The sequence below is a fragment of the Prevotella sp. E13-27 genome (assembly GCF_023217965.1).
Lineage (GTDB): Bacteria > Bacteroidota > Bacteroidia > Bacteroidales > Bacteroidaceae > Prevotella.
This window is the reverse complement of the sequence record NZ_JALPSC010000001.1, coordinates 56935-78471: the sequence shown is the minus strand read 5'-3', so window position 1 is coordinate 78471 and position 21537 is coordinate 56935. Positions and strand designations below refer to the sequence as shown.

General features: G+C 48.1%; 11 protein-coding genes. 9 read left to right on the top strand and 2 right to left on the bottom strand.

What is annotated here, in order from left to right; all coding sequences use genetic code 11:
* Positions 1–13: 13 nt before the first annotated feature.
* The 4 genes from M1L52_RS00315 to M1L52_RS00300 all read left to right on the top strand — a co-directional run bounded on the left by M1L52_RS00315 (position 14) and on the right by M1L52_RS00300 (position 6712).
* On the top strand, positions 14–4141 hold the full coding sequence (locus M1L52_RS00315; protein WP_248612845.1) for a sialate O-acetylesterase: 4128 nt from the start codon (positions 14–16) through the stop codon (positions 4139–4141).
* 20 nt (positions 4142–4161) lie between these two features.
* Entirely contained in the window at positions 4162–4350 is a 189-nt protein-coding gene (locus M1L52_RS00310; protein WP_248612844.1) for a hypothetical protein, read from the top strand.
* Positions 4351–4519: 169 nt separating this feature from the next.
* Positions 4520–6532 (top strand): hypothetical protein, encoded by a 2013-nt coding sequence (locus M1L52_RS00305; protein ID WP_248612843.1) that lies wholly within the window; start codon positions 4520–4522, stop codon positions 6530–6532.
* A gap of 15 nt (positions 6533–6547) precedes the next feature.
* Positions 6548–6712 (top strand): hypothetical protein, encoded by a 165-nt coding sequence (locus tag M1L52_RS00300; protein WP_248612842.1) that lies wholly within the window; start codon positions 6548–6550, stop codon positions 6710–6712.
* A gap of 38 nt (positions 6713–6750) precedes the next feature.
* On the opposite strand, the gene M1L52_RS00295 is transcribed toward M1L52_RS00300, so the two are convergent.
* Positions 6751–10914 (bottom strand): hybrid sensor histidine kinase/response regulator transcription factor, encoded by a 4164-nt coding sequence (locus M1L52_RS00295; protein WP_248612841.1) that lies wholly within the window; start codon positions 10912–10914, stop codon positions 6751–6753.
* Positions 10915–11266: 352 nt separating this feature from the next.
* On the opposite strand from M1L52_RS00295, the gene M1L52_RS00290 reads away from it, so the two are divergent.
* The 3 genes from M1L52_RS00290 (at position 11267) to M1L52_RS00280 (ending at position 18652) form a co-directional block, all read left to right on the top strand.
* Positions 11267–13867, top strand: a complete 2601-nt coding sequence (locus M1L52_RS00290) for a polysaccharide deacetylase family protein (RefSeq protein WP_248612840.1) — start codon at positions 11267–11269, stop codon at positions 13865–13867.
* Between the two features lie 94 nt (positions 13868–13961).
* Positions 13962–16523 (top strand): family 78 glycoside hydrolase catalytic domain, encoded by a 2562-nt coding sequence (locus M1L52_RS00285; RefSeq protein ID WP_248614542.1) that lies wholly within the window; start codon positions 13962–13964, stop codon positions 16521–16523.
* 29 nt (positions 16524–16552) lie between these two features.
* Positions 16553–18652 (top strand): OmpA family protein, encoded by a 2100-nt coding sequence (locus tag M1L52_RS00280; RefSeq protein WP_248612839.1) that lies wholly within the window; start codon positions 16553–16555, stop codon positions 18650–18652.
* Here the strand turns inward: M1L52_RS00280 and M1L52_RS00275 are convergent.
* Complete coding sequence (locus tag M1L52_RS00275) at positions 18618–18809, bottom strand: PspC domain-containing protein (protein ID WP_248614541.1); 192 nt, start codon at positions 18807–18809, stop codon at positions 18618–18620. The genes M1L52_RS00280 and M1L52_RS00275 overlap by 35 nt on opposite strands.
* Positions 18810–19378: 569 nt before the next feature.
* On the opposite strand from M1L52_RS00275, the gene M1L52_RS00270 reads away from it, so the two are divergent.
* Both M1L52_RS00270 and M1L52_RS00265 read left to right on the top strand, forming a co-directional pair.
* Positions 19379–20671 (top strand): methyltransferase RsmF C-terminal domain-like protein, encoded by a 1293-nt coding sequence (locus M1L52_RS00270; RefSeq protein WP_248612838.1) that lies wholly within the window; start codon positions 19379–19381, stop codon positions 20669–20671.
* Positions 20672–20707: 36 nt separating this feature from the next.
* Positions 20708–21523: a thymidylate synthase gene (locus M1L52_RS00265; protein WP_248612837.1), complete on the top strand. Its 816-nt coding sequence runs from the start codon at positions 20708–20710 to the stop codon at positions 21521–21523.
* The last annotated feature ends 14 nt before the right edge of the window (positions 21524–21537 follow it).

The window sequence follows — 21537 nt, the reverse complement described above, 5'->3', positions numbered from 1 at the left end:
AAAACATATGAAAATGAAGAAACTACTATCCGTGCTTCTCTCAATGCTTCTGACTATCAGCGCTTCAGCTGCTACTAAGAAGCTGTTCCTGACAGGAGGACAGTCGAACACCGACGGACGACTCTATGCAGAAACTCTTCCCAGCTATCTGCAGTCGGCTAACACAAATGCGCTGGTGTCATACCATGCCCCTTACTCCGAAGGGCGCTTAGGTGTGTTCTACCCTTATTTTCCTACGAGTAATGGTACAGGACAGCCTGACCGTTGGGCCTACGATGCTGTAACCTATTATTATATAGGACAGGCTCTGAATGAGACTTTCTATGTTGCTAAGACAAGTTACGGCGGTACGAGCATAGACCCATCAGTGAGCAACAGCGGCGGAACTGTGAACGACAAGCCCTTCGTTGGTGGCTACGGTTCAGGTTACCACTGGAGCGCTGACCCCACCTTCCTGGCTGCTACAGGTATTGCCGGTACTAACTTTGAAAAAGATGCTACTACCTATACCGGACAATCGCTGCTGAAGGCGTGGATAGCCAATATCGATGCAGCCATTGATGCCATTAATAATCAGGGTGATGATGTGGACATCAAGGCCATTATCTGGCATCAGGGTGAGAGTGACAAGAACGCTGCAGGCTCTTACTATAACAACCTGAAGGCAATGGTGGCATACGTGCGCAACCACCTCGTAACCAAGACGGGCGAGTCGAAGTATGCCAAGCTGCCATTCTTCTGTGGCACTATTCCCCATGCCTCTTCACTCTGCAACTCAACAGTGGAGAAGGCTTTCTATACCCTTGAGGATGAGGATGCCAACTTCCACGTCATCGACCTGCGCGACCTGACGATGCTCAGCGATGCGAAGCACTTCGATGCTCCCTCGGCAGAGCTCTTCGGCAAACGTCTCTACAACCGCATGGTGGACGAGGGCGTTATCAGTGGCGACAAACTCGATGTGGAGTATGCACAGGTGGACTATTCCGACTTTGGAACCGATGAGTTTGTGGGTGAGACCTTCACATGGAATTTCGACAAGCAGAGCGGATCGTTCTATTCCGGTTCGCAGATTGTTGACTGTATGTATTTATTCGGAGGTGGCAGTACACAGCGCAGATTCGAATATAATACAGGTCAGACAGCACAGACACTGACCTATCCTGACAGCTATGTGCAAAGCAGCACATCGTATGTGCGTTGTAACTTGGGCAGTAATATTGGCGAAAATGCTGTCAGTGCAGACTGGAACGCCTCGCATGGTGGCGGTAACTGTATTACTCTGAACGTACTCTATCCAGGAACATTCACAATAAAGGTGGCTCTGGAAACTGTCGACAAGCATCTGTCTCTTATCTTTAACGGAAAAATTGTGGCAACCGAGACTGCTACAAGTGAGACGGTTAATACGATACGCGAGGTTACATATACGGCATCTTCGGCTGGTACTTATTATATATGGACAAATAGCCCTTATAAACTTTGGGGTGCTCGATACGTACCCACTATCGACCGCACGGCACAGCGTACCATTACTACTGATGCCGACGGCTATGCCACCTTCGGCAACATCACTGGTGCCAACCTCGGACTGCCTACAGGACTGACAGCATGGGCTGTGGCTCCATCAGCAGAGAGCAACTCAATGGTGGAGATGACTCAGCTGTTGGCAGTGGACAAGAACACAGGTGTCATACTGCAGGGAGCCCCATCGACAGAATATAAGCTGCCCTTCGTCTGGACAGCTCAGAACTACGAGGGCGAGAACGCCATGACTGCACAGCAGACCACTGGCGACGTTGAAGAAACCTCAGGCGAGGACTTCGTAAACTACACCTTTGCAAACAAGAAATTCACAAAAGTGAGCACACCTGTCAGCGTGGCTGCCGGAAAGGCATACCTCTCCATCAGTAACGGCGCCGCCCAGTGTGACTACAGCGAACTGACCTTTGACGAGCCGGAGGCTGACGCCGAAACCGCTCCTGCCCATGACTTCGGAACCGAGGTTGTGGTAGGCGAGGCCCGCACATGGACACTGGAGAGCATGACTGTTCCCGTATATGATGGAACAAGACTCGTAGAGCATAATGGACTGTATTGCTGTACCGGAAATTCAAACAACCGCTCTTTCAAGACTGGGACTATTTCGTCAACCAATATGTCGTTCTCTGACGAAACAGTTGTAACTGTAACCAAGCATTATAACTTGACCAACGACTATGTTAACCCGTGGTCTGATCCTACAGTAGCATCAACGATGACCGCAGCCGGTAGCAGTTTTGGCGACTATTTTGCTATCAATGCCCTCTATCCAGGTACATTCTATGTGCTGGTCGCCTCCAACAACGATACAGAAATAGAACACCGTATTTATTTCAACGGAACTAAAGCAGTAACTGTCAATAGCAGTTCAACGACAGCCGTAGAGCTGAAATATACTTCAACAGAACCAGGTACCTTTGTCTATTTCTCAGGAAGACAGAATAGTCGTGTTTACGCTTTCCGTTTCGTTCCCTCCGAGGACAAGACGTCTCTTCGTCAGGCTACGATGAGCAGCGACGGCTATGCGGTATTCACTAATCTGGCACTGGCTCCACTGACGTTGCCCGAGGGCCTGAAGGCTTATGCTTTGCAGGCAGGCGACATCGACGATGATGCCACAAAACAGGTGGAAGCTACTGTTATTGGTAAGGGTGAAGCTGTGTTGCTGAAGGGTGATGCCAGCGAGACCTACACTATGACTATTGACAATACGCAGACAAGCGATGTTGATGCCGAGAACTATCTGCAGCCCATGCTCGCTTGGGATAAGCCTTTGGCCAACAATACTGAGACAGGCAACGCGCAGTACATCTTTGATGGTACGCAGTTTAACAAGGCAGATGGCAAGACAAAAGTATATCAGGGAGAGGCCATCCTCAGCGTGCCTGCTGGTGATGCTATGGCTGCCTATAGCATCGTGAAACTTGCGCCATCAGCTGTCGCATACGATTTTGTGGATGTCTATACGAAGTTTGGTAATGATGAGGTGGTATGGAAAGAGACGACTTGGCTTTGTCAGAACTTTGGTTTTCCTTCATCATATAGCTCAGATTACAGCAAGGCCACAGGATGTAATAATGGCATGTATTACACAAAAGGTGCTACGAGCAACCGCTCATGGAAAAGTGGAAGTCAAGGAGCCGGCATCTATCAGTTCGCGGACGGAACATCCGTCACTGTGACTAGCACGGCACGCAGTAATGGAGCTAGTCCGGTTGTGACGCCAACATATTCTCAGACGGCCAGTGCTAGCATCTCCTGCGACTTCGCTATCAATGCCGCCGTGCCTGGTAAATTCAGTTTGCTAAAAAGCGGCGGTGGTACCGGTTCTCTCTATTTCAACGGAACAAAAGTTGCAGATCTAACAACCACCGATGATAGCGATATGAAGGAATTGAGCTATACTTCTACGACAGCAGGAACCTTCGTCTATGTAAGCGGTAGTACTAGTAACGTAGCTGCCTTGCGTTTTGTACCCACTGACAATACTTCTATCTATAACCGTGTTACCCCTATCGGATGGGGCTCGATGTCGCTACCTTATCCTGCTGTGGTGCCCGATGACGCATGCGTTTATTATGTCAGCGACTATGAGGATGGTGAGGATACTGGCACTATCACGCTGACCAAGGTCGATGCCGGTGGCATCATTCCTGCCAAGCAGGGCTTTCTGTTCAACAGCGTAAAGGGACTCTACCGCTTCGAAAAGTCGATGACGGCTGCTACTTGGTCTGACAACCTGCTCGTGGGCACTGCTGATGCTGCCTTGACAGACTATGATTATACAAATGCCGCTGATCCCATCTATGTGCTTGCGCAGATTGATGACAATACTGCAGGCTTCAAGAAATATACAGGTACCTCCATTGCACAGTATAAAGCATACCTGCAGTTTGGCACCGTTACGCAAGCCCGTGCCTTCCGTCTTTTATATGATGATACGACAGACATTGTCACCCTTCCAACAGATAATGCTGACATGGCGAAGAAAGCTCTGATGATATATTCTGTTAGCGGAACGTTGCAGTCAGGACTGAAGAAGGGTATCAATATTGTTGTCGATACCGATGGAACTGTGAGAAAAGTCATGGTGAAATAAGAATCAGTAAACAAACTACGATGAAAAAGATATATTTGAGTCCTGCAATAACTATTGTTCATGTTGTTGCGGAAAAGATGATATGTTCGAGCGTCTATGGTGTGTCTGGCACTGGCAATCTGAGCACTACAATTGATGATGATACTACCGATGAGTACCTGTCACGCAAATCCCGTTCTGTGTGGGACGATGATGACGATGAGTATTAATCATAGTGATTACTTGACATGTAATTACCACGAATTGACCATATAATTATTCATGTAATTTTGGGCTAATTGAACAATAGTACAAGCGTATGAACATTTGTACAGTAGCTTCTACCCCTTATTTCCGCTACTTTTGCCATCAAATCAAAAAATTAATTTAAAAACTATTATGAAGAAATTTAAAACTACTTTTAAAGGATTATTGCTCGCCGCAGTAATGATGCTGGGGGTGAGTTCTGCGTGGGGACAGGCAGTCACTCGCACATGGGACTTTACCGCCTCAGGATGGAGCACTATTAGTAAGCCTGCTGAGGCTACGGTCTATTATTATGCAACAACTGGTACAACGTCGGCATCAAACGAGACGGCCTACAATAGTTCTGAGGCTGTAGCCATACATGCGACCAATGCGTTTACCTACACAGCAAGTCAAGGGTACTCTTTTGGTACAAAGAGTACTACTGTAACTGACAATGTTCCTTCTCACGACTATTTTAGTGTTGTCGTTCCTGCAGGCTATACATTAAAGGTGACAGGTCAGTTGACTTATAATAATAATTACAGCAGCTGCTTTAACATTTCGGCAGGAACAACTTTTCGTTACCAGTACAATGCAGCTGTCAATAGTTTACAGGATGGTATATATACCAATTGTACAAATGCTCCCGTAACGGCATATATATATAATACCGCCACAGCAGACAGGCCCCTTCAGATACGGAAAATCATTCTAACCAATACTTTGGCAACAAGCCTGACAGCGGTTAGTGAATACACAAAATGGGATTTTACCAATCGCCCTTATGCTGCCACATACGACGGAATGATTGTTGACAACATCTATCTTGGTAGCGGAATCAAGCAGGTTTCCAATTCGTACGTTTATTTACCCACTGCACTTGCAAGTACACCTACAGCAGCAGGGGCAAATATGGTTAGCTTCAAGGCTGGCGTTGCGGGAAGAGTGATTATGAAACTTCAATACTACTCCCAGATGACTCTCAAAGTTAGCGACGGCTCGTCTGAAGTAGCATCGTTCTCTGGAGATAATACAGCATCCTATGGTTCAGAAAATATGGCAGCTTTTGATGTTGAGGCTGGTAAGCAATATTTTATTTATGCTATTAGTGTGAATAACGACAAGAAAGCTCCAGGCTTCAAAACCATAGAGTTCTATCCTAAAGGCAATACAACTGTCGCAATCACTGGTAATACCTCTTGGGATTTTACTACGCCAACGATGAGTGTAAATTACAATGGAATCACCAAGGACAATATTTATTATGGCAGTGGTGTAGCACAGATTCGCAATGGTTATATTGATTTGAATGGCGAAGGTAATACCTCAACAGGTGCAGGCACTGTTCAGTTCAAGATTCCAGCAGACAAGGCCATTGGTCTATTAATCAAAGCAACAGCTTCTAACAACAGACCTTCGGTTTTGACAGATGGTACAAATACTTTACAGAATTTTAATGCTTCAAACGGAAGTAAAGATGTAACTATCAGTCTTTCTGCATCAAAGAGTGAGCGAACAATGTATTATTATTGCACGAGTTACACAAACAACTATGGAAGAATTAATTATATTCATGTTTATACCCAGCAGTCAGTAAGTATCGGTAGCACAGGCTGGGCCACGCTCTATACGCCTTGTGCCCTCGATTTTTCTGGCGTCAAAGGTCTGACTGCATACACTGCCACTTGCGAAAGCAGCACTGTAACACTTACTAAGGTTAACAATGTGCCAGCGGGAACGGGGGTTATCTTGAAGGGAACGCCTAATACAAATTATGATATTCCTGCTGCGGGTAGTTCCTCAACGGATAAAGGCCATCTGACAGGTGCTTTCTTCACGGCTACAGCATATGATGCATTCACAGATCCTGCATACACAATATATGCTCTTACTTCTGAAAATGGCGGTGCTACTGTACAATTTAACCCTATCACCAGCGGAGAAATCGCTGCTGGCAAGGCTTTCTTGAAAATAAGCGATGGTGCATCGGCTCTTGGTCGTTCCATGAATGTGGTATTTGCTGATGAAACGACAGGAATTAAGAACCTCACCCCAACCCTTTCCGAAGGCGAGAAAGTTGTCTACAACCTGCAAGGTCGTCGCGTTACTCAGCCTACAAAGGGCATCTATGTGCATAATGGAAAAAAGGTAATTATTAAATAAAGGAGAGAACAGCATATGAAGAAGATATATAGCATTCCTACAATAACAATCGTAAAGGTAAGGAGCAAACAGGCGTTACTCCAGGCCTCGTTCAATGAAAATTTTGGAAGTACAAATCATAGTGGTGGAGATGCACTTTCTCGCCGCGGCTCTTGGGACGACGAAGAAGACGAAGACTAAAAAGTTTTCGACGTATTCTTTGAACGAAGAAGAGTAAGTCAGCTTCTCCCATATTTGCTCGGCACCACTCCGAAGTGAGCCTTGAACACCTTGTTGAAATAAGACGGGTCCTGGATGCCCACCTTATAGCTCACTTCGCTAATAGTATATTTACCTTCAAGAAGCAGCTCGCCAGCACGGCGCATGCGCGCTTCTTGGAGGTATTTATTTGGCGACATGCCTGTCAACTCCTTCACCTTTCCATAGAACTTTGTGCGTCCCATGTTCATCATTTCCGCCAATCGGTCAATGTTGAACGTCTCGTTGCTTAGGTTCTGATTCGTATATTTCTCCAGCTTCTCCAAGAACAGCTTGTCGAGTCGGTTGTCAATAAGACTCGGCTGTGGCGTCTTTGTCTCGCTTGAGTCTCCGTCGGCTTTTTGCGTAGCAACTGTCATGCTCCATTTCATCAGTTGCATGGCGCGAGCTATAAGCAAGCGGAAGTTGCATGGCTTCACCATATAGTCATCGGCTCCAGCCTTGTAGGCGCGTATCTGGTGGGTCTCATCGTTAAGTGCCGTTAGCATTATTATGGGAAGTGATGATGTGTTGCTGTCGTTCTTCAAACGACTAACGATGTCGTAGCCATCCATGTCGGGCAGCATGACGTCACAGATGACCAGCGACGGCTTTGATGCTACGATGCCGTCTATTGCTGCCTGTCCGCAGGCGTAGCACTCTATCTTGAAATACACACCCACCTCTGTCTTTATCTGTTCCATCATGTCGGCATCGTCTTCTATGATTGCCACCACTTTGTCGTTAAGCGCCTCGGGCAGTATCTCGCTCAGTGGCTCGCCAGTGCTTTCGCTTCTTTCCTTTGTCTCAATAGCTGCCAGTGGCGTGTCGCGATAATCTTTCTCTGAATAGACATCGGTAGCAGGCAGACGTAACGTGAATTTTGAGCCTCCGGCTTCACTGATGCGGTTGTAGCTCAGACTGCCTTTGTGGGTCTTTGCCATCTCGTGGGTTGTATAAAGACCGATGCCCATGCCTCCTCGCGCAGCATATCCGTTCATGAATGGCTTGAACAGCGATTCCTGCTTGTCTAGGTCAATGCCAGGACCGCTGTCTTCCACAGTGAGCACAAACGTGTCGTCAGCCTTCCTCAGCCTCACATTGATGTCGCCACGTTCAGGCGTATATTTGATCGCATTCGATATAAGGTTGTAAACCATTGTCTCTACCATCTCCATATCGAAAGTGGCTGTCATGTGTCGCTCTGTTGGTATGAATGTCAGTTGCTGACTCTTCTGATTGGCAATTATCCAAAGGTCGTTGACAATGTCGCGAATGAACATTGCCAAGTCGCCTTCCTCCACTTGTAGTCGCAGATTGCCAGTGCGTATCTTGCGGAACTCCATGAATTGGTTAACCATGCGCAGCATGCGGTTAGTGGCGCGCTGTGCCGTATGGCGTGCCACCTTGTTAGAACCGTCTTCAGCCAGCTTATCAACAGCACCTTTTATTATGGCAAGAGGTGTGCGAAACTCATGGGTGATGTTTGTGAACAGGTTTTGGCGCAGCTCGCTTAGTTGTCGCTCCATCGCCATCTGCTGATGCAGTTCGAAACGCTCACGCCAGTTGCTATAGACATAGAAGCCTGCCAGCAGCGCTGTCGCGATGTAAATCATCCATGCCCACCAGCGGTTGTACCATGGTTGCATGATTGTGAAGCTGTAGGTCACTGCCTGTTGCCATTGTCCAGTGGTGTCCAGTGTGCGAACATGGAATGTGTAGCGTCCCGGGCGCAAGTTGTTATAGTCTGCACGGTTTTGCGTCGTAGTGTTCTGCCACTCCTTTTCCGAACCTTCCAGATAGTATTGGAACATCGGTCGCTGCAGATTGCTGTATTCGAAACATGAGAAGAAGAACGTCAGCTTGTTTTGGTCATACTCCATCTCCGTTGGACGGTCGGTAAGGTGTGCAGTACCGTTGACTGTCATATTCGTGATAATCAGCGGGCGTGCCTCGCCATTGCTGAACCTCTGAGGGTTTATCGTCAGCAGACCGTCGGCTGTGCCGAATATCAGGTTTCCGTTGGCTGTTGTCAGCGCACAGCCTGCGCTTGTTATGTTGCCCTGTGGACTGTCTGTAAACCGATAGCTGTTAACCGTACCTCTCTCTTTGTCTATGCGTGAAATACCATCTTCTGTACCTACCCAGATGTTACCCTGCATGTCTTTTGTCAGTGCCATTGCACTGTTATTAGACAACCCTTGCTCAATGGTGTAGCTCCCCAAGATATTGAGGTTTGCGTCCTGACCGATGTTGCATTTGACAACACCTCCGGAAGTAGCCACCCATAGCGTGTCATCAATAATGAACAAATCGTTTGCCTCATCGTTAGGGAAGAGGTTGTTTGACGTGTTGAACATGGTCATCGATCCGTCTTTTGCTAATCGTAAGACTCCGTCCTTGGTTGCTGCCCATAGTGTGCCGTCGGCTCCCATCACGATGTCGTTGATGCGGTTGCTGTTGATGTTGCCTTGAGTCATCTGCGTCATCTTGCCGTTTTCGTTAAAGCGCACGATTCCGCTGTTCCAAGTGCCAATCCAAATCGTTCCGTCAGTTCCTTCAATAATATTGTTTATGAAGTCAGAAGTGATATTGTTGATGGTGTCGGTAGTGCAGTAGTGCTTACCGTCAACGGTGAGTCCGTTGCCCCATGTTCCAATCCATTCCCGCCCCTTGCTATCAATCAGATAGGCTCTTACGGCAACCTTGTGTCTGTCACCTATGGCATTGATTGCTGTGTTGCCGCTTGTGGCTGTAAAGGTGTGGCCGTCGCGCATGCCGATAAAGAGACGTCCGTCTTTCTGCAGCGTCAATGTGCTGACCGTGTTGCTCCATTCCCCCTGGTTGTCTGTGTCGAGGTTAGTGAAGTTTGCTGTCTCGCTATCTACCACAGTGATGCAATAGGTGCCAGCTGTCTCTGTGGCTAACCAAATGTTGCCCTGACGGTCTGTCATGGCCGACATAAGATAATTTGAGCCTATGAGAGGTAAGCGGTCATTGGCGGTATAGTTTGTCAGGCTGCCGTTCGCTGTGTCATAGACATAGAGACCAGCACCGTAGGTCGCTATGAACAGGCGACCTCCCTTGTCCTTTGCTACATGGAACAGCCACCCTTTGTTAGTAGTCAGCTGCGCGTTGGCTATAAGGTCTAATCGTTGTGGCGTTCCTGCTTCAGGGAATATCCAAAGCTCTCCCTTTCGTGTGCCAATGAAGTGGTAGCCGTCGCAAGTTCCCTGGTTCAGACCGTCAGCAACCTGCCACTGCTGAGGCTTTGAGGTTATGCCCTGCTTTAGGTCTATGGCATAGGTTCCGTCTGGCGTGAATAGCATCCACAGTCCCTGCCACAGGAAACTGGTGTTCACTTTCCGTGGGTGTCCTATGGTGCTGGGTATGGCAAACGTCTTTTTCAGTTGCTTGTCGTTGTAAACGAGCACTTCGCCTTCGCTTGTCAGGAAGAAAGCTTCTTTTCCAGCACCTGCTGCAATGATGCAGTGGGTAGAGTCAACGATAGTTCCGTTTACGCTGATGCCACGTTTGGTAGGCAGCCACACGTTGCCCAGCGAGTCCTCCACCACCATCAGCACATCGTCATTGGGGAGTGAGCCATTGCTACGTGTCCATTCTGTCATGCTGAACCTGTCATCACTCTCCTTGTGACTGAGACGCGCACCGAGTCCAGCACCATAGAGCACCATTCCCTGTCGGGTGAGCATCATCTTGTTGAACTGCTTGTAGCAGTCGCCGTCTCCAGACCAGTCGGTAAACCGTGCATGCGCCAAGTCGTAGCATGCTATCTGGTAGGTGGCGGTGTTCAGCCAAAGAAGATTGGCTGACGGGTCGTGATAGATACGTCCTATTCGTGCGTGAAGGTGATGCTCATCGTCGCATGCTACCGATGAATAGTTCACGGCTACGTAACCGTCGTATCGGCTCAGACCGTTGTTAGTTGCCATCCAGATATAACCCTCTGTGTCTTGCACCATCTCGTTGATGGCATTGCTCGTCAGGCCGTCAGCAGTACTGATATGTCGGCTATGCAGTTTATAACCGTTGGCGTTGTTTTGCTTGTCGTTATTAGCAGCAAAACTGCTCTGCACTCCTAAAATGCAGAGACATATATAAAAAACAATGTGTAGTAGTCTCATTTTTAAGTTTCCGTTTTGGATTTTGCAAAAATACGAATAATCTTATTTATCTCCAAGCAAATCATTTCTTTTTTCTAATTGAATTGCAATCATGTACTGACAGCCTTGTAATGCAGTTTTGACTACCTTGATGACCAAACTCGTCGACTTTGGTCACCAAACTCGTCGACTTTGGTCGCCAAACTCGTCGACTTTGTAAAATAGCTCTGTTTATATTACCTTCTTTATCAGACTATACTGAAGTCTAATTCTATAGCTTTTACGCTGTAATAGTATTCCTCTTGTACTAAACTACTATATTTTGAACTTGATTACCGAATGTTGTCGTCGTTTGTGTAATACTTTTGTATCAATGAAAATAATTATCGTGTTTATGAGCAAAGAACGTCTCTTTGTTATTGCTTGTCTGTTAGGTATCGCTGTGTCGCTTTTCGCACAGGAGAAAGTCAGCATTGCTCCTTTCTATGGTAACCGTAAGGCTGCGCTCACGCTCACATTTGACGATGGGCTTCAGGAACACTATACGCATGTTTTCCCGGAGCTGAAGAAACGCAATATGCATGCAACCTTTGCCGTCATTGGTTCGAAGGTAGGTGGTGTGATGCGCTCAAAACAAGACCGGCAGAACGGGACCAACGGCACCCCATGTATGACATGGGACATGTTACGCGAGATGGCTGCCGATGGTCAGGAGATTACCAGCCACGGATGGGAGCACAAGGCTCTGACGCGTCTGAACAGGGAAGAACTCCAGCGTGAGGTACGTCTTAATGACTCTGCCATTGAAGCGCATACAGGCATCAAGCCCATGACCTTTGTATATCCTGGCAACAGCAAGAATGATGAAACAATAGCTTTCTGTGAAAAGGGCAGGGTGGGGAGCCGCCTGTTTCAGATGTCGCTCGGTTCTAAGCGTTCATTGCCGTTCCTCTATGCTTATGTTGATTCGCTCATTGCCCAAAAGAAATGGGGCATAACTATGACCCATGGCATCACTCAGGGTTACGACCATTTCAATAATCCGCAGCTGTTATGGCATTTCATGGACTATCTGCAGATGAGGCAGTCTGAGCTGTGGGTGGCAACACTGCGCGACGTGACGGCATACGTGAAAGAGCGTGACAATACGCAACTGAAAGTGAAGGAAAGAACCTTTGGATTTGAAATCAATATAAAATCAACACTGGACCCAGAACTTTTCAGTCATCCGTTGACCTTGGTTATTGATGCACCTGTGGGAAACGCTATTCAAGAAGGACGCCAATTGACACTTGTTAAAAAGGGAAGAACTACTCTGGTCAATATCAACCCTAACGGAGGTACAATACGTATAATGAGCAGGCAGAAACATGAACTGCCCACCATGGGCTGGAGTTCATGGAATACTTATCGCGTAAACATCAGCGACTCGCTCATAATGCGTCAGGCTGATGCAATGGTGGCTCAGGGACTGAAGGACGTGGGCTACACCTATATTAATATAGATGACGGGTTCTTTGGTGGGCGTGATGAGCAGACTGGCCGTCTGAAGATTCATCCCACGCGATTCCCTAAAGGTTTGAAGCCAGTGGTGGATCATATCCACTCATTAGGACTGAAGGCAGGCATCTATAGCGATGCAGGAGCTAACACCTGCGGTAACTGGTATGACAAGGACTCGATAGCCGAGGGCGTGGGTCTCTATGGTCACGACCAGCAGGACTGTGACATGTATTTCCGTGAGCTGGGCTTCGACTTCATAAAGATTGACTTCTGCGGCGGCTCTGCCAGTCGTAACAGCCTGCATCTGGAACTCGATCCTCAGGAACGCTATACCGCCATACGTCAGGCCATACTTAATACAGGCCGCAAGGATGTGCGTATGAATGTATGTCGTTGGGACTACCCTGGTACGTGGGTTTCTGACGTGGCATCCTCATGGCGAATGTCGCGTGACATCAGTCCGAGATGGTCAGTTGTGAAGGAGATAATAAAGCAGAACCTCTATCTCTCGGCTTATGCTGGCAATGGTCACTACAACGATATGGATATGCTTGAGGTGGGACGCTCGCTTACAGCTGAGGAAGACCGTACCCACTTTGGTATATGGTGTATGATGAGCAGTCCGCTTCTCATCGGTTGCGATATGACAAAGCTCAAGCCACAGACCCTTGAACTTTTGAAAAACCGCGACCTTATAGCCATTGACCAAGATCCATTGGGACTTCAAGCCCAAGTTGTGCAACACGACTTGAAGACCGGTACTTATGTCCTGGCAAAAGATCTTTTGGAGCGTGGTGGTCTCACTCGTGCCGTCGCCTTCTATAACCCCACCGACGAGCCCCAGACCGTGCAAGTCAGTTTGGCTGACTTGGAACTTGGCGGCAAAGTCCAAGCAAAGGATGTCTTTGACAGCGGTAGCACGCTCGGCCGAAGGACGCTTGCTACCAGAGGGACGCAAGAACTCTACACTCTCAACTCTCAACTCTTCACTCAATCCGTTCCTCCTCACGGTTGTCGCATCTTCCGCCTTACAGCCACTCAGCGACTGCCTCGCATCCGCTATGAGGCTGAAACTGCCTATCTGAGCAGTTATCAGGAGTTGAGTAATCCTTTAGCCGTTGGCACGGCTTTCTACAAGGAAGACTCCCTCTGCAGCGGCGGCATGAAAGTGACGAACTTGGGCGGAAGGGCAGACAACGACTTGCAATGGCGCGACGTGTGGTGTCAGAAAACTGATGATTATTGCGTCACCATCAAATGTAGCGCTTTTCCTGAAAACTTAGCGTTTACAGTCAGTATAAATGGCAGTAAGGAACAGCGCATCACAGCTCAACAAGTGGTTGATGGCACGGTCATGCTGACACTACGATTACGCAAGGGACTGAATACCATACGTTTTTACAATGACCGTGGTCCTATGCCAGATGTTGACTATATGGAAGTCAATATTTTAGGTGTTTTGAACAAATAATGTGGCATGTTTGCATGAGAAAACTGTACTTTTGTCTTCGAAATCTGAAACGAATTATTAACTAATGAGAAAAAGCTTGATTTTACTATGCCTGATGTTTGTTGTCATAGGCAGCAAGGCGCAGCTCGTAGAGGCATTGTCTGATGATGCATGGAACGATGCAGAGTGGATTAGTGTAGTTGATGCTCCTGTGGTTACAGGACGTGTCAACGACCATACACGTGCTGCCGATGGAGCCAATTGGTTCGTTTCGACAGTTGTGAACGACCTAAAAGTAAAAAAAGCCTTGTGGATGACCACGAGTCTGGGCGTGAACGAACTGTACGTTAACGGAAAACGCATAGGAAGTGAAGTGTTGCGTCCCGGTTTTTCGCATCATAGTCGTACGAAATATTCGTTTACCTATGATGTCACCAAACAATTCCAGACGAAGAAAGGCAGCGTGAATACCCTGGCTGCACAGGTAACGCCTGGGTGGTGGGCAGATAAGATTATCACACCCAGTGGCCACAACGGTATGTATGGTCAGAAGTGCGCCTTCCGTGGTGTTCTCGAACTGACTTTCACCGACGGCACTACACGTCGGTATGGTACAGATACGAAAAACTGGAAAGCAGGCATTGCCGGTCCTGTAAAGCACGCAGCCATTTTCGACGGTGAGGAGTACGATGCTCGCATCCCTTCTCCAGTTTTCGAGTCTTCCCTGCTTTCTACTCCCGAGGTTAGTAAGGAGTTCACTGGTGAGATAGTACCTACATGTGGAGCTGAGATATACCACCTTCAGGAACTGGCTCTAAGTCCCAAGCGTGCATACGTCTATTCTAAGGTGGAGGCCGAAAACGAAGAAGCCCACGGAAAAATTGTTATAGATCGCGAGTATGCCAACGGTCAAGAAATGATTGTCCGCCCGGGAGAACATCTCGTCATAGACTTCGGACAGAACTGTGCTGCCGTACCGTCTTTCCGTTTCAAGGCTGAAGCTGGTACACGTCTCACATGTCTGCCTTCAGAACTGCTGAACGATGGCAACGGCGCTAAGAGCCGTGGAATGGATGGGCCAGAAGGGAGCGTCCACCGTCGCAACCTCCGCCTTCACGAAAAGAGCATTCGTCTCGACTATACCTTTGCGGGCTTCGCCCTAAATGATAAGGGAGAAATGATAATTGACAAATGCGAGGAGTACATACCGCGTTGCACCTTCTTCGGTTATCGCTTCCTAGATATCACCGCCACCGACGAAGTCGTGATTGAACAGATACAGTCCATACCCGTCAGTTCCATCACATCCAGCATGGAAACAGGAATGCTGACTACGGGCAACGAAGACATCAATCAGCTCATCTCCAATACCCTCTGGGGCATGCGCTCCAACTACCTGAGTGTACCTACCGACTGTCCGCAGCGCAACGAACGTCTGGGATGGACTGCTGACACTCAGGTGTTCTGCGAGACGGGTACATTCTTTGCCAATACCGACAGCTTCTTCCGCAAGTGGTTGCGCGACCTGCGAGACTCGCAGAGTGAAGTGGGTGGTTTCCCTGGTGTGGCTCCTCCAGGACAATATGGTACCAGCTCGCATGAGTATATGCGCGTAGGATGGGCAGATGCCGGCATCATAGTGCCTTGGACAGTATGGAAGCAGTTTGGTGATGTCTCCGTCGTTGAAGAATGCTGGGAGGCGATGACTCGATATATGAAACACGTTAGCGAGACGAAATACGACCACGCTGTCCTTGTCAGCGAGAACGGCAACTACCAATGGGCAGACTGGCTGAGCTACGAGCCTATGGAGAGCTGTGGCGGACGGGTACGTGAGAACGGAGTGCCGCTGCCCGATGTTCTCGTGTACTGGAACTACTTAGGTGCCTCCTACTGGGCCATCGATGCTGTCATGATGGCAGATATGGCGCGGGCAACAGGCAAAGATGCCAACTATTATGAAAAGATGACTGAAGAGGCAAAACACTACCTGCGTGAACAGTTCTTCAATGAAGACGGTACCTTCAAATGTGCCATCCTGAACACCATGCAGACACCGGCTCTCTTCGCCCTGCGCAATAAGCTGTTCTCTGGTTCTGCTAAAGAACAGATGATTCAGCGTCTGCGCGAGAATTTCCGTGAGCATGGCGACTGCCTGCAGACAGGATTCCTCGGCACTTCCATCCTCATGCCCACACTTACTGAAAATGGCATGGCAGATGTCGCATACACACTCCTCTTCCAGCGCAAGAACCCCAGCTGGCTATATTCTGTAGATAATGGTGCCACTACTATTTGGGAACGCTGGAATAGCTATATGAAGGAGAAAGGTATGGGACCTAAAGGCATGAATAGCTTCAATCACTATGCCTACGGTTGCGTATGCCAGTGGCTTTGGGAAACTTGTGCTGGCATTGTTGCCGACCCTGCTCAGCCAGGTTTCAAACATATCATCATGCGTCCTGTACCCGACCGTCGTCTGGGGCATCTCGATGCATCATATAAGTCTTCCGAAGGACTCATCAAGAGCAGCTGGCACTACGAGGGCGACACGTGGATATGGGAAGTCACTATCCCTGAAGGTTCCACTGCCACCGTCTATATGCCCGATGGGGAAGTGAAGTCAATGGGCTCAGGAACTCATATTGTTTCCGTCAATTGTAAGAAGATGCAATAAAACAGGCAGGATGTGCGTTATTATTAGGTATGCGGAAAGTTCTTACTATAATATACGCGTGTCTTGTAGCCATGTTTCTTGTGGGATGTGGTGCTGATACAGCCATGAAAAAGGGCGATAAGTTCTATGCCCTTGGTGAATATCATGATGCTGCTTCACAGTATAAGAAGGCTTATTCGCAGACTCGTGCAAAGGACAAGCCGCTGCGCGGACAGAGAGCCTTGAAGATGGCCGACTGCTACCGACGAATTAACTTTACACAGAAAGCCATGGCTGCGTATAACAATGCCGTGCGCTACAAGCAGGCAGACTCAACGGCATTGTTCTATCTTGGACAGCTACAGCTGAAGAATGGTTCTTATAAGGAGGCAGAGAAAACTTTTACCATGCTTCTAGACTCTATGCCCGACAACAGCTTGGTGAAGAGCGGACTTGAGTCAGCACGAATGGCACCGCGATGGAAGGCAGAAGCCGACCTGTCAGGATATACTGTTAAGCGCGAAGACCTCTTCAACTCACGACGTGCAGAATATTCGCCCGCACTTGCCGGCGACGATTACGATCAGCTTTATTTCTCGTCAACACGTAATCAGGCTGTAGGCGATGAGCTGAGCGGCATAACAGGAACGAAGCCTGCCGATATCTTCGTGGCATACAAAGATGATAAAGGAAAATGGCAGAAGCCAGAGACAATAGAGAGTGAGCTAAACACCGATCAGGACGAGGGCGCATGCTCGTTCACCTCTGACTCTCGAACGATGTATCTCACTGTCTGTAAGACCGATCCCAACTATCCGCGCTTTGCACAGATAGCAACATCAAACCGCAGCGACGCGTCGTGGGGAAAGGCCTCGGTGCTGGAACTGTCGCGCGACACGCTGTCGCTCTATGCACACCCGGCAATATCACCCGACGGTATGTGGCTTTACTTTGTCAGTAATATGCCTGGTGGCATGGGCGGACTGGACATATGGCGTGCACAGCTCACAACAGCGGGCATAGGCTCAATAGAGAACCTTGGCGAGCCTATCAATACCCCTGGCGACGAGATGTTTCCAACATTTCGTCCTAACGGTGACCTCTATTTCTCAAGTAACGGACATCCAGGACTTGGTGGACTGGACATATATATAGCTACGCCAATTAGTAATGAGCAATTAGTAATGAGTAATTATAATCAGACACAAGCTGGTGAATTAAACGAAAAAACTAATCAAAATTACTCATTACTAACTACTAATTACTCATTAGAACATCCCGGCTATCCTATTAACTCTTCTGGCGATGACTTCGGCATGACCTTCGAGGGACTGCACAATCGTGGGTTCTTCTCGTCGAACCGTGGCGATGCCCGTGGATGGGACCACATCTATTCGTTCGAGAAGCATGAGGTGATACAAACAGTTAAGGGATGGGTGTATGAACAGGATGGCTACGAACTGCCACAGGCTCTGGTATATATGGTTGGCAATGACGGTACCAACTTAAAGCTCAGCGTCAAGGGTGACGGATCCTTTACGGAAGAGATAAAGCCTGGCGTGGACTATGTATTCCTCGGCACCTGTAAGGGCTATCTGAACCACAAGGAACAGCTAAAGGTAGATACCGTGAAGGAGTCGGCTGAGTATGTGCTGCAGTTCCCATTGGCAAGCATCACTGCTCCTGTACTCATAGACAATATCTTCTATGATTTCGACAAGGCGACCCTGCGCCCTGAGTCAACAGAAGCTCTTGACAAGCTCGTTACGCTGCTCAACGAAAACCCCAATGTGACAATAGAACTGTCTGCACATACCGACTATCGTGGCTCGGCTGAATATAACAAACGACTGTCACAACGTCGTGCAGAGAGTGTGGTCAACTATCTGACGGAACACGGCATAGCTGCCGACCGTCTCTCACCTATGGGCTACGGCAAGGAGAAGCCGAAGACCATCAAGCGAAAGCTCACCGAGACTTATGACTGGCTGAAGGAGGGTGATGTGCTGACAGAAGAGTACATCACATCGCTGAAAGACGAAGAGAAGCAGGAGGTTTGCAACCAACTAAACCGACGCACGGAGTTTGTTGTGCTGCGAACAACCTATGGACTGTTCAACGACGCTCAGGAATCAAAATCAAAGCAATGATATAGACTATTACGCCACTGAAGGCAGTGAAAAACGTCAGGCAGGCATAGAGAAATCTGAAAAGCGTCACATCAATTCCGAAATATTCTGCGAATCCTGCACACACACCACCTAAAATGCGGTCGTTTGACCTGCAAAGTTTCTTGTTGTTATTCATATTATTCCAATTATCTTGTTCGTTTCTATTCTTGTTTTCAAAAGCAAACTCGTCTTTTGGAGCCTCTGATGGTTTCTTGCGACGCAGGGCCTTTAACACCAGCCATAATAGCAAGCCGAACACCAATATTGGTATTAACAGTATGAAAACCGTTACCAACAGTATGAGTATAATAACCCATGTTGCCAGCCCGCCACTAGTAAGAAACTGTCGCAGATCCTTGAAACTGTTAATGCTCACAGACTTGTGGTAAGTGTAGCTGGTAACTGTTTCATCGTCCAGGGCTAACGAGTCGGCATAAACCGAGGAAGTTGCTCCGCCAGTAGTGTCGGAATAGACCACCTGTGCATCAGTGGCGGAAGAATCGACAAGCTCTTCCATTGCGTCTTTCGCATCTGATGTCTGTGCCGTCATCTCTATAGGCGCAAAGACCATAGTGAGCATAATGAATAGCTGTAAAAAGTATGTTCTCATTCTATTGCAAATGTAATGTTAATTACACAATCCAAATCATTTAGTCAGAATTGTATTGCAAAGTTGCATTATTTTTTTTAATTTTGCAAGCGATTATGCAATTATCCGACGATTTTATTCAATATACGCGCCAACTCTTTGGCAGTGAACGGTTCGAACGGTTCATGCAGGCTCTTGATGAAGAGTTACCAGTGAGCATACGTCTGAACCCTAAACGGTTCTCTCATGCTGAATACGAAGCGCTAAGCTCGCAGCTCACCAGAGTTCCTTGGTGTCAGAACGGATTTTATCTGCCCACACGACCAAACTTCACCTTCGACCCACTGCTACATGCAGGCTGCTACTATGTGCAGGAGGCATCGTCGATGTTTCTCGATGAAGTGTTGCGACAACATCTCCCTTCTTTGACTACAGATGGAGGACTACAGACTACAGATAGACTTCAGACTAAAGACTACAGAGCATTGAAATGTCTTGACCTTTGTGCTGCGCCAGGAGGTAAGTCAACGCTGATGCGCTCTGTGCTGCCTGAGAATAGCGTGCTCTATTCCAACGAGCCTATGCACAAACGAGCCAGCGTGCTGCTTGAGAATGTAGAGAAATGGGGCTATGAGAATCATTTCGTTACGAACCTCTATCCCAAAGACTATCGAAAGTCGAAGATGAAGTTCGATGTCATTCTCTGCGATGTGCCATGCTCAGGTGAAGGCATGTTTAGAAAAGATTCTAATGCTGCAAGCGAATGGAGCACGCAGAACGTGGAGAAGTGTTGGCAGCTTCAGCGCGAGATTGTTGCTGACGCATGGCAGTGTCTTGCTGATGGTGGGCTGCTCATCTACAGCACCTGCACATTCAATACAAAGGAGAATGAGGAGAATGTCCGTTGGATAATGGAAGAACTTGGTGCGGAGGTGTTGCCCGTCGCCACCAAGTCAGAGTGGGGCATCACTGGCTCGCTGCTTGAAGGCTTCAATGAACCTGTTTATCGCTTCATTCCTGGATATACTCGTGGCGAAGGTCTGTTCATGGCGGTGTTGAGAAAGGGCTCGGTAGGGAGCGTCAATGAAAATGATGTGGCTTTCCGTGAGTCTCGAAACAACAGCAAAGGCAAGGTGCCTACGCTGGAAAGACTCAACGGTGATGCTGCCTCGGTGCAGTGTCCCATCGTTGACTTGGACTATGCTCAAGCCATTGCCTATCTTCGTGGTGAAGCCATCACCCTTCCTGCTGAAACTCCGCGTGGCATTGTGAATGTAAGCTTTATGGGACATATTCTCGGACAAGTGAAGAACATCGGCAGTCGTGCAAATAATCTCTATCCGAAAGAATGGCGAATAAAGACAACTCATGTGCCACAGCAATATGAGCCGGTAATATGTTCTATATAACTAAAACTTAAGACAAACGTAAATTACAGTATAATAATGAAACAGTACTTAGACTTGCTCGACCGCATATTGCGCGAGGGCGTGGAGAAAGGAGACCGCACAGGAACAGGAACGCTGAGCGTGTTCGGTAATCAGATGCGGTTCAATTTGGAAGAGGGCTTCCCACTTCTGACAACGAAGAAACTTCATCTGAAGAGTATCATATATGAGCTGCTGTGGTTCCTGCAGGGCAACACGAATGTTCACTATCTGCAGGAGCATGGCGTGCGTATCTGGAACGAGTGGGCTGACGAGAACGGTGAGCTGGGACCTGTCTATGGACATCAGTGGCGTTCTTGGCCCGACTATGCTGGCGGATCTATAGACCAGATAAAGATTATTCTGGACCAGCTGAAGAACAACCCTAACTCACGACGCATGATTGTGTCGGCATGGAACGTGGCTGAGGTGAACAAAATGGCGCTTCCACCATGTCATACAATGTTCCAGTTTTATGTCGCTCCTCCACGCAACGAGGGTGAAAAGCCTCGCCTCTCACTGCAGCTATACCAACGTTCTGCTGACACGTTCCTTGGTGTTCCGTTCAACATCGCAAGCTATGCATTGCTCTGCATGATGGTAGCGCAGGTGTGTGACATGCAGCCAGGCGAGTTCATACATACCACTGGCGATACCCACCTCTATCTGAACCATCTGGAGCAGGCTCGCTTACAGCTGACCCGCACTCCGCGACCATTGCCAAAGATGCGCATTAATCCCGATGTGAAGGATCTCTTCTCATTCCAATACGAGGACTTCCAGTTGGAAGACTACGACCCATGGCCTCACATCAAGGCTGAGGTTAGTGTGTGATAGCCCATGGATGA

Bases quoted from the DNA above. Each gene is read 5' to 3' on its own strand.
- M1L52_RS00315 (WP_248612845.1), top strand. From the start codon at position 14: ATGAAGAAACTACTATCCGTGCTTCTCTCAATGCTTCTGACTATCAGC.
- M1L52_RS00310 (WP_248612844.1), top strand. From the start codon at position 4,162: ATGAAAAAGATATATTTGAGTCCTGCAATAACTATTGTTCATGTTGTT.
- M1L52_RS00305 (WP_248612843.1), top strand. From the start codon at position 4,520: ATGAAGAAATTTAAAACTACTTTTAAAGGATTATTGCTCGCCGCAGTA.
- M1L52_RS00300 (WP_248612842.1), top strand. From the start codon at position 6,548: ATGAAGAAGATATATAGCATTCCTACAATAACAATCGTAAAGGTAAGG.
- M1L52_RS00295 (WP_248612841.1), bottom strand. From the start codon at position 10,914: ATGAGACTACTACACATTGTTTTTTATATATGTCTCTGCATTTTAGGA.
- M1L52_RS00290 (WP_248612840.1), top strand. From the start codon at position 11,267: ATGAAAATAATTATCGTGTTTATGAGCAAAGAACGTCTCTTTGTTATT.
- M1L52_RS00285 (WP_248614542.1), top strand. From the start codon at position 13,962: ATGTTTGTTGTCATAGGCAGCAAGGCGCAGCTCGTAGAGGCATTGTCT.
- M1L52_RS00280 (WP_248612839.1), top strand. From the start codon at position 16,553: ATGCGGAAAGTTCTTACTATAATATACGCGTGTCTTGTAGCCATGTTT.
- M1L52_RS00275 (WP_248614541.1), bottom strand. From the start codon at position 18,809: ATGAATAACAACAAGAAACTTTGCAGGTCAAACGACCGCATTTTAGGT.
- M1L52_RS00270 (WP_248612838.1), top strand. From the start codon at position 19,379: ATGCAATTATCCGACGATTTTATTCAATATACGCGCCAACTCTTTGGC.
- M1L52_RS00265 (WP_248612837.1), top strand. From the start codon at position 20,708: ATGAAACAGTACTTAGACTTGCTCGACCGCATATTGCGCGAGGGCGTG.